Source organism: Bacillus haynesii, from assembly GCF_001969855.1.
In the GTDB taxonomy this organism is placed as follows: domain Bacteria; phylum Bacillota; class Bacilli; order Bacillales; family Bacillaceae; genus Bacillus; species Bacillus haynesii.
Map to the genome: position 1 here is coordinate 1 of NZ_MRBL01000044.1, position 9870 is coordinate 9870.

The window sequence follows — 9870 nt, forward strand, 5'->3', positions numbered from 1 at the left end:
GCTCCATGAACTGTTCGCAAAGCTGTGTCGGCAGGAACGTGATCGTAATCCCGTTCTCTTCAAAGTATTGATTCAAACGCGTAATATCCATCCGGATCGATTCATCGATGATGTGAAGCTCCGCCCCGACGATCCAGTACGGGAACATTTCCCAGACGGAAGCATCAAAGCCAAAACCGGCATATTTCGCGCTTTTATCCTGTTCTGTAACCGCGAATGCATCATTATGCCAACAGCACAAGTTCACGAGCGACTGATGTTCGACCATGACGCCTTTCGGCTGGCCGGTTGTGCCCGATGTGTAGATCAAGTATGCCAGGTTGTCAGGCTGAGCTTTCGCGTTTGGATTAATGTCATCCTCTGGATAAAGCTCACCATCCAGAATGGAAGCTTCTTCATTCAAATCGATCACTTCTCCGGTAAATGTGTCCGGCACCGTTAATCCGTTTTGCGTCAAAAGCAGCTCTGCACCGCTGTCTTTCAGCACGTATCCGATCCGCTCGGCCGGATAGCCGGGATCGATCGGCACATAGGCCGCTCCCGCTTTCAAAATCGCGAGCACGCCGGCCGTCATTTCAAGCGAAGGCTTGACCATGATCCCGATCCGCTGTTCAGGACAGGCCCCTTTTTCGATCAGCAGGCGGGCCAGACGGTTCGCCCGCGCGTTCAGCTCTTTGTACGTCCACTTCACGCCGTTGTAAACCGCTGCCCCACGTTCAGGCGTGCGAAGGGCTTGCGCTTCGAACAGCTCATGGACCGTTTTGTCCTGCGGCACGTCAAGCACTGTGTCATTCCATTCGTACACGATCCGCCGTTTTTCGGCTTCATTCAGAAGCGAAAGCTCTGACAGGCGGGCATCCGCGTTTTCGGCAACCGCTTCGAGCAGGTTAAGCAAATATCCACTCCAGCGTTCAATCGTTTGTTTCTGAAACAAATCTGTTGCATATTCGAACTGAAGACCGATTTCATGATCTTTTTCAAAAGCCCCCAGTGTCAGGTCGAACTTGGCAGCAGCATGTGAAATCTCATACGGCTTGATTGTCAGACCGTCTAAATCGAGCATCTCTTTATCAGGATCTTCCGTTGTCAGCATGACATTGAACAGCGGATTCCGGCTCATATCGCGCGGCAAATCAAGCTTGGCGATCAGCTCTTCAAACGGATAGTCCTGATGGTCGAGGGCTGCGAGGCTGTTGTTTTTCACCTCTTCCAAAAACTCGCTGAATGATGCTTGATCAGGTACATGGTTTTTCAGCGCCAACGAATTGACGAACATCCCCGGCATGTCTTTCAGATCAGCATTCGTTCTGCCCGCTGCCGCTGAGCCGACAACAATATCCTTTTGGCCGGCAAGGCGGCTTAAAAACAGGTTAAAAACGGCGAGCATCACAATATTCAGCGTCGTGTTCGTTTCCGCCGTCAAACGGCGGATTTTAAGGGCGGTGTCTTTTGATACTTTAAAGTGAACCCGGTTCCCGGCAAAGCTTTGGACAGGAGGACGCGGAAAGTCGAGCGGAAGGCTGAGTTCCGGAACGCTTTCCTTAAACTGCCGGAGCCAGAAGTCTTCCTGTTTCCGGATGTTTTCTTGCTGGTCAGGTTCTTGCTGCCACACCGCATAATCTTTATAGTGCAGTTTCGGCTCAGGGAGCGAAGCGCCTTTATAAAGCTGTGCGATTTCTTTGACGAAAAGGCTTCTGGAAACGCCGTCCGCAATAATATGATGCGTATCAATCAAAAGCAGATGGCGCGTAGAGCTGATGGAGAGCAGCTCGGCTCTGATCAGCGGAGCCATGCTGAGATCAAACGGTCTAATAAAGCGGTTGATCTCTGCTTCTGCGTCGTCTTCATAAATATGAATAACCTTTAAGTCAATGTCCGCTTTTTCATGCACAATTTGAACGGTACGGCCATCGATTTCAACAAATGCGGTCCGCAATGATTCATGGCGGTTCACCAAGTCGGCGAACGCCCGTCTTAAACGATCCGTATCAAGCACGCCTTCCATCATGAGAACAGACGGCATATTGTAGCCCGTTCCGTTCTTTTCAAAATGATGGAGGGCATACATCCGTTGCTGAGCGGATGAAACCGGATACCAGTCGCGTTTTTCGGCAGGCTGAATCCCGCTTTGTACTGACTGTCCTTCAGATGCTTCGATACTGCGGGCGAGCAAGCCGACTGTCGGACAATCGAACAACGTTTTTAACGGTACTTTTTTTCCGAGCTTGGATTGGATTTCCGCTGTCAGCATCATTCCTTTTAATGAATGTCCGCCAAGATCGAAGAAATTGTCGTCAAGTCCGACCGGCCGAACGCCAAGCACCTCTTCCCAAATGCCGCAGAGAGCTTTTTCAAATCCGGTTGACGGCGCTCTATACGAATCGCTTCGCCCGTTTAGACCTTGCGGCTCCGGCAGCGCGCTGCGCTCCACTTTTCCGTTTGCCGAAAGCGGCATTTCATCCACGGTTACGTAGTATGAAGGGATCATGTACGACGGCAGCCGCTCGGAAAGACGCTCTCTCAGTTCGGAAACCGGCAGCTGTCGTTTCGCTTGAATATAAGCGCACAGTTCGTCTAATCCCGAGTCAGTCACAAAGGAAAGAACGACCGCTCTCTCTATATCATCAAGCTCGATAAAGGCTTCTTCGATTTCTCTCAATTCGATTCTGTAGCCGCGGATTTTCACCTGATCATCCGTCCGCCCCAAAAATTCAATCTCTCCGTCCGGAAGACGGCGGACGAGATCCCCCGTCCGGTACATGAGTGTGCCCGGTGTGTAAGGATTTTCGATAAACTTCGCAGCCGTGAGTTCCCGGTTGTTCACATATCCTCTTGCAAGCCCGTTTCCCGTAATATACAGCTCGCCTGCCGCACCTGCGGGAACAAGCCGGCGGGAAGCGTCCAATACCAGTGCTCCGGCGCCCGATATCGGCCGTCCAATCGTCGGGCGCTCGGCGAATTGCCGGATCATGCCCGGTTCGACCGGTTTTGCGATGGCACCGATCGTCGTTTCCGTCGGCCCGTAATGATTGATGAACCGGGTGTCCGGATAGCGGGAATGGAACCGCTCGACATCTTTCGGATTGATTTTTTCTCCCCCTAGTACAATCAGTCTCAATGACTGAAGCCCCTTTGCCAAAGCGAAGCTTTGCGGCTGAACGACCGTATGGAACAGCGACGGCGTCAGCTTGATATATGTGATCCCTTGTTCACCGATATAATGAGTAAATGTCTCCGGTTCTGTATACGTTTCTTTCGGGACGATATGCAGCTCTCCTCCGGCGAGCAGCACCGGGAAAAGACTCGTGTATCCGAGATCGAACGCATAGGAAGACAAAAGCATCGTTTTATCCGAAGCTGACAGGCGCGCCTCATTGATAAACCAGGAAACATAGTTTGCCAGATTCCGATGTTCGAGCTGAACGCCTTTCGGCCGGCCCGTCGTTCCGGATGTGTAGATGATGTACGCCAGACTCGCTCCGTCCTTGATTGGATGCGGTCGTTTTTTGCTTGCCATCAGCATGTCGTTTCTGACATCTATCAATCTCCCGGTATACCAATCCGCGAGATCCGCTTGATGGGAATGTTCTGTTAAGAGCCAGCGGGCTCCGCTGTCTTCCAGCATATATTGCACCCTGCTCGTCGGCATTTCCGGATCAATCGGTAAAAAAGCGCCTCCTGATTTCATCACGCCGAGAATCGCCGCGGCGACCTCTGCAGAACGATCCAGCATAATGCCGACAACATCGTCTTTTCCGACGCCTTCACTGTGCAGCACATTTGCGATCTGATTTGCTTTTTCGTCGAGCACGCGGTATGTGAGGATGGTTTCCCCGCAGACAACGGCCGGCTGATCAGGCAGTTCGTCCGCCTTTTCCTCAAACCGTACATGAAACGGCCGCTCCTCAAGGCGTTCTGCCCGGCTGTGCCTCGCTTCTTCCAGCAGAAGTGCGCGCTCTTTGACTGAAAGCAGTTCGATGTCCCGGAGCTTAATACCGGGATTTTCGCAGATTGTTTTAATCACATTTAAGAAGTGGCCGCTCCAGCGTCGGATCGTTTCTTCTTTAAATAAGGATACGGCATAGTCAAAGCTCAAACCGATTTCGCCATCATGCTCCACGGCCTCAAGCGACAGATCGAACTTCGCTGTGCGGTGGCGCACCGAGTAAGAAGAAATCTGCAAATCTCCGAGTTTCAGCGTCGGGACTTCCATGTTCTGCATGTTGAAAAAGACGCTGAACAGCGGATTTCGGCTTGTATCCCGCGGAAATGGCAGTTTTTCAATCAGTTCTTCAAGCGGATAGTCCTGCTTGGCAAATGCTTGAAGACTTGTCTCTCTCACTTCCTGCAAAAACTGCTTAAACGTTTTTTCTCCTTCGGGACGATTGCGGAGCGCCAGCGAATTGACAAACATGCCCGGAATGTTGTGCAGATCCGGATGGGTTCTGCCTGCCACAGGCGATCCGACGATCAAATCATCCTGTGACGCATACTTGGAAAGCAGGATATTAAATGCAGCCAACAGGAACATATAAAGTGTCGCATCGGCTTCAGAAAGCAGCTTTTGAATGTCTGCCGTCAGTTTTTGATCGATTCCGAAGACGACACGGTCGCCTTCAAAGCTGCGTTTTGACGGCCGCGGAAAATCGTACGGCAGATCGAGAACAGGCAGCTCACCTTTGAAAATGTCGAGCCAATACTGTTCCTGTTCTTTCAATTTCTCTTGATGCTCCGGTCCACTTTGCCACACAGCGAAATCTTTATAGTGGAGCTTAGGGGCAGGCGCCTCTTCTCCGTGGTAGAAGCTGGCCAGGTCGCGAATCAATATGCCGGTGGAGCTTCCGTCCGTAATAATGTGGTGCATATCGATCATCAGCAGGTGGCGCCTTTCTTCAAGCTTTACGAGCTCTGCCCGGACGAGCGGCGCCTTATCCAGCTGAAACGGCCGGATAAATTCTCTGATCGCCGCTTCGGCTTCCGCTTCTTCAGCCGCTGATTCCGCCAGGTGAAAAACTGCGGCTTGATGGATGATTTGAACGATTTCTCCATCGATCAATTCGAACGATGTCCGCAATGTTTCATGGCGGCCGATCAAGGCCCGAAACGCGGCTTCCAGACGCTCCTTATCCAATTCCCCTTCCAAAAGCAGAACCGCCGGCACATTGTAGCTCGTGCTTGCTTCTTCTAGCTGATTGAGGATATACATGCGCCGTTGGGCCGACGACACCGGATACTTCGGACGGGACGGTGCCGGCGTAATTGAAGCGGTTTTCTCTTTCGTTTCCCCTTGAAGAAATTCGGCCAGCTCTCTGATCGTCGGTTTTTCAAACAATACTTTGATCGGCACCTCTTTTTGGAGCTGCTCTTGTATTTTGGCTGTCAGCATCATCGCCTTCAGCGAGTGTCCGCCGATGGAAAAGAAGTTGTCATCGATTCCCGGCTGCTTGATGCCGAGAATCTCTTCCCAGATTGCCGCCAAAATTTTCTCCGTTTCATTTTTCGGTGCTTCGAATCTACCAGTCTCTTCAGCGACGGGAGCCGGCAGCTGCCGTTTGTCAACCTTTCCGTTGGCCGTCAGCGGCATGCTGTCGAGTTCGATTAAATAAGCCGGAATCATATACTCCGGAAGCGACCGGGACAGCTCTGTCCGCAGCTGTGCGGCCGGCCTCGCGCCAACTGCAGTGTAATAGGCGCAAATCTCGTTTTCTCCGGCATTGTTTTCCCGAATGACAGCGGCCGCTTCTGAAATCTCCTCAAGGCGGGCTAAAGCCGCTTCAACCTCGCCTAATTCGATTCGGAAGCCGCGAACCTTCACTTGATGATCAATCCGGCCAAGGAATTCGATATTCCCGTCGGGAAGCCATTTTGCCAAGTCGCCCGTGCGGTACATCCGCTTCCCTTCGGCAAAAGGATCGCCGACAAACTTTTCATCTGTCAGCTCAGGCTGGTTCAAGTAGCCGCGCGCCACCCCGTCTCCGCCGACACACAGCTCACCGGGCACGCCGATCGGCTGAAGCGCGCCGTGTTCATCAACGATATAGGCGGTTGAATTTCCGATCGGCTTTCCAATCGGGATCGTTCTCTCATATGCTTGATCGATGAAAAAACACGTCGAGAATGTTGTATTTTCGGTAGGTCCGTATCCGTTCCAAAGCGAGAGTTCCGGCGATTCGCGTTTGACTCTGTTGACGATACCCGGAACAAGGGCATCTCCGCCGATAATCAGATCGTTCAAGGTTGCAAACATTCCCGAATCCTGCTGAGCAAGCTGATTGAAAAGAGGCGAAGTCAGCCACATTGTTGTGATTCCGGTTTCCTTCAGGAACATTTTGAACCGTTTTCCATCAAGGAGCGTCTCTTTCGGGACGGGATAAAGGGTTCCTCCGTTTAGCAGCGCGCCGAATACTTCAAATGTACTGGCATCAAAGCTGACGGCCCCCGTCTGCGCCATCTTCACGCCGCCCTTCAGCGGGATGTAGCCCGCATTTTTGACAAGGCGGACGATATTGCGGTGTTCGACCATAACGCCCTTCGGTTTGCCCGTTGATCCGGATGTATAAATGTAATAAGCAAGATCTCCGGGTTTGTTGACATGTTCAAGGTTGGCGGTATCTTCTTTTTCTGCATCCACCGCATTTGCGGCCAGCACCTCATACCCTTCCAGCGAAATCTGCAGGCTGTCTTTTGTAAGGACGATTTTTGCCCCGCTGTCTTCGAGCAATAAGCGAATCCGCTCTTCAGGATATCCGGGATCGATCGGCACGTACACGCCACCTGCTTTCAGCACCGCCAGCATGCTGACGGCTGCTTCAAGCGACCGCTCCATCATAATGGCGGCCGCATCTCCGTGCATCAAGCCTTTTGCTTTCAGCCTTCTCGCAAGCTGATTGGCTTTCTCATTCAGCCTGCGGTAAGTCAGGCTTCTTCCGTCAGCGGCAACAGCCGTTTTGTCAGGAGACGCTTCAACCTGTTCTTCAAACAGCTCCGGAATCGTTTTTTCTCTTGGATAACCGGTTTTCGTTTGATTAAAAGCAAGCAGCTTTTGTTGCTCCTGTTTTGATAACATGTTGGCGCTGACTGCTTTTGATTCGGGATTTGCAATCGCCTCTTCTGCAAGTCTCGTTAAATGCCCGGCGGCCTGTTCAATGAAAGCCGCGTCAAAAGTTTCGCCGTTGTATTTCAGTTTGATCGTCCACTCCGCTCCCGGATAAACGATCAAATTTAAGTCGTAATTCGTTTGTTCAAAAGCTCCAGCAGCCTTGATGGAAAAGCCGAGCCGCTCATGGATCGTTCCGTTTTCAAGCTCCTTGTCAAGCGGATAGTTCTCAAACGCGACAAGGTGGCTGATCAAGCGGCCGTCCAATGCCGATTGCTTTTGAATCTCATAGAGCGGGAGATAGTCGTACCGCTCCGCGTCAATTGCATGCTGCTGTGCTTGTTTGAACAGCTCGGCAAACGATGCGTTTTGCTCGATCTTCAAACGGACGGGGATCGTATTGATAAACAGCCCTGCCATATGTTCGATTCCGTCAATTTCCGACGGGCGCCCGGACACAACCGTGCCGAACACCACATCATCGGTTCTGTTATATTTGGCAAGCACCGCTCCCCAAATCGCCTGAAAAAGGTTGGGAGCTGTGACATGATAGCGGTTTGCCGCCTGTTGAAGAGCATCCACCATATTCTTGTCCCAAACAAACGTAAACTCCTCGTTCCGGTACGATCCTGAATCCGGCCGCGTTTTTCCGCCGGGAATGACGCTCGGGCTTTCCAAACCCGAAAGGCGGTGTTCCCAGTAGGATGCCGCTTCATCCTTATCCTGCCGGCCGAGCCATTTAATATAGTCCGCATACGGTTTTCCCTGATCAAGCGGAACCGTCCGGTTTGCTCGAAACGCTTCATAGTTTTGAAAAAGGCGTTTCATCAATATCCCCATGCTCCAGCCGTCCATCACGATATGATGGTTGCTCCAGACAAGATGGTACTTTTTCCGGTCAAGCCGAAAGACCGCCGTTTTAAACAGCATGTCTTTCGTCAAATTAAACCCGGCCGCCTGTACCTCTTGTTTATACCGGTCAATGCGGGTTTTTTGCCTTTCCTCATCCAAGTCCGCAAGATCCTCAAATTCCACTATTGCCTGCCGTTCAGCCAGGACAACCTGGCGCGGTTTTTGCAATTGCTGATGAACAAAAACCGTTCTGAGAATATCATATGAACGCACGAGCTGATTCACGCTTTTTTCAAAGATCCCCAAATCAAACTCCCCGTCTATGAAAAGCTCCAGCTGTGTGAAGTAAGAGGAAGATTCCGGATCAAGCATTGCGTGGTACAGCATTCCTTCCTGCATCGGTGTCAAAGGATACACCTTTTGAATCTTTTGTTTCCCCATAAGGCACCTCGTTTTTTTGTTAGAAAATTTCCATCAATTTATCTAATTCTTCAAGCGTTAGTTCATCATCTCCAAGATCGCTCGGGGTCAGTTCGCCTCCATCCCGCTCTAAGCAATGACCGATCAATTGCAGCAAATAAGTTTTAAAGCTTGCGGCGACAGCGGCGACGGTGCTTTCTTTGTATTCGAGTGAATGATAGGCAATTGACATTGTCAAAATGCCGTTTTCGATATAGCCGACGATGTCTAGCGCATTCGGCTTTTCCGTTTCCGGGCTGAGCGGATCGCCGGACGGCAAGGTTGATCTCGTGAACAGGCCCGAATCCGCCATCTCTGTAAACTGGCCCAAATAGTTGAAGCTGATATCATGCTTGATCGGCTGCGCCTTTTTGCCTTCTTCGGTTAAATATCGATAAATGCCATAGCCGATTCCTTTATTCGGAATGTGGCGCAATTCTTCTTTGATCTGTTTAATTTGATAGCCGATATCTTCGGAATGGCGCATTTGAATCAGCGCCGGGAACTGGCTTGTAAACCAGCCGACCGTCCGGGAAATATTCAAGCCGTCTATGATGTCCTCCCGGCCGTGTCCCTCCAAGCAGATGATAAAGTCTTCCTGCCCGGTCCACTCTTTCAGCGCCAAGCCCAACGCCGTAAGTAAAATGTCGTTCATTTCCGTGCTGTATGCTTCATGAACTTTTGTCATCAACTGTTCCGTTTCTTCTTTTGAAAGAGAAAACTCAGCCGTTTTCGTATGGCGCATCCGCTTGTCCTCTGCTTCATCGTCTTTCGGGAGCGCTGCCGTCTCCGCCTGCTCGATTTCCCGCCAATAGCCGATTTCTTTTACGAAAGCTTTTGACCCTGCGTATTCTTTCAGGCGAGCCGCATATTCAGCAAAAGAGTGCGTCTTTTCTTGAAGAATGATTGGCTCTCCTTTTTCAGCCTGGGCGTACCCGGCGGCGAAATCCTCAAGGAGGATTCTCCATGAGATTCCGTCCACAACGAGATGATGAACGACAATGAGAAGATGATCGCCTTGATCCGTTTTAAAGATCGCCGCTTTCAAAAGCGGGCCTTCGGTTAAATCGATACTGCTTTGAATCCGATTTGATGCCTTCAACACGGCAGCTTCAAGTTCAGCGCCCGATTCATTGAAGCGGATGACTTCAGGGCTAACCGCTGTTTCTTCCAGCCCTCTGTTGTACTGAACAATCCCATCTCCATTTCGCTGATAAACCATGCGAAGTGCATCATGGTGTTCGATCAGTTTACTTAAAGCCTTGCCTGCCGTTTCCGGGTCGAATCCCGTTAATGCATGAAGCATAACCGATTGGTTCCAGTGATGCTCGTTCGTAAATTTGCGCTCAAAGAACCAGCGCTGGATCGGTGTCAGTATGACTTCTCCTTCGACAGGGTCTTGATCGATCGTCTGATCGTCAGCCGTTTGAACATAAACACAGAGCTCTCCGATCGTCGGATGC

2 protein-coding genes are annotated in these 9870 nt (G+C 51.0%); both read right to left on the bottom strand.

The features are described from left to right. A partial coding sequence (gene licB / locus BTA31_RS21870) for a lichenysin non-ribosomal peptide synthetase LicB (protein ID WP_076794206.1) occupies nt 1-8389 on the bottom strand: 8389 nt, incomplete at its 3' end. 19 nt (nt 8390-8408) lie between these two features. After that, nucleotides 8409-9870: condensation domain-containing protein (locus tag BTA31_RS21875; RefSeq protein ID WP_076794210.1), on the bottom strand; the 1462-nt coding region annotated here is incomplete at its 5' end.